The following is a 1,194-nucleotide window of genomic DNA, read 5'->3' on the forward strand; positions in this document are numbered from 1 at the left end:
GCCTATACCGGCGGCACCGCGCTGGGTGGCGGCACCCTGGTGCTGGGCGATGCCCAGGCACTGGGCACCGGCACGCTCACTGCTGCTGGCGGCACCACGCTGGATACCGATCAGGCGCTTGCCATCGCCAATGCGGTGGACCTCACCGGCGCGCTGACAGTGGGCGGTAGCAATGATCTAGCGTCAAGCGGTGCTATCACCGGCGCCGGCAGCCTGATCAAGAACGGCACGACCACGCTGACGCTCGACGGCGCCAACACGTACGCGGGCGGCACCGTATTGAACGCCGGCACCTTGGCGGTGGGCAACAACACGGCACTGGGTGGCGGCAGCCTGGACGTGATCGGCACCTCCACCTTGAGCAATGCCGTGTCGGTGGCACTGGGCAACGCGGTCACGCTCAACGCCAATCTAGCCGTCGCCAACGCGGCCGATCTGTCGCTTAGCGGCGCGATCAGCGGAGCAGGCGGGCTGACCAAGAGCGGCACCGGAACGCTGACCTTGTCCGGCGCCAACAGCTTCAGCGGGCCACTGGCGGTGCAGGCCGGTGTGCTCGCCACGACAGCCGCCGGCGCGTTAGGCACGACGAGCACTGCCGATGTCGCCGCAGGGGCCAGTTTGTCGCTGGGCGGCAATGCCGCGCTGGCCACCTTGACCGGGGCCGGTACTGTCGCCATTACCGGCGGCAACACCTTGCAGTTGGGTGCCAATGACGCCAGCGGCAGCTTTGGCGGTACGTTGAACGACGCCGGCAACCTGCAGAAAGTAGGCACCGGCACGCTGCAGCTCACCGGTACCAGCGCACTTGGCGGAACGACGCAGATCAGCGGCGGCACGCTGGATGTGGATGGCACGTTTGGTAGCGCCGGTGGTCTTACCGTCGCGACGGGTGCGACGCTTACCGGCAGTGGCAATGTGGTTGGCGCGGTCGGCGTCGCCGATGGCGGCCGCCTGGGGGTGACCAGTGGTTCCACACTCTCCACCGGTTCATTGACGCTGGCATCTGGCGCCAGCCTCGACGCATTGCTTGGAGTGCCCAGCGATACACGCGTGCTCGCGGTCAACGGCGACCTCACCCTGGACGGCACGCTCAACATCACCGACATCGGTGGCTTCGGTAATGGTGTGTATCGCCTGATCGATTACACCGGCGGGCTGAGCGACAACGGCCTGGCCTTCGGCACCATTCCTGGT

The 1,194-nt window shown here is 67.0% G+C and carries 1 protein-coding gene; it reads left to right on the forward strand.

The genetic code is table 11. The features are described 5' to 3' along the window. On the forward strand, positions 1-1,194 hold a 1,194-nt coding region (locus tag ACD584_RS21785; RefSeq protein WP_372357334.1), incomplete at both ends, for an autotransporter-associated beta strand repeat-containing protein.

It is taken from the genome of Xanthomonas sp. NCPPB 2922 (assembly GCF_041520885.1).
Lineage (GTDB): Bacteria > Pseudomonadota > Gammaproteobacteria > Xanthomonadales > Xanthomonadaceae > Xanthomonas > Xanthomonas campestris.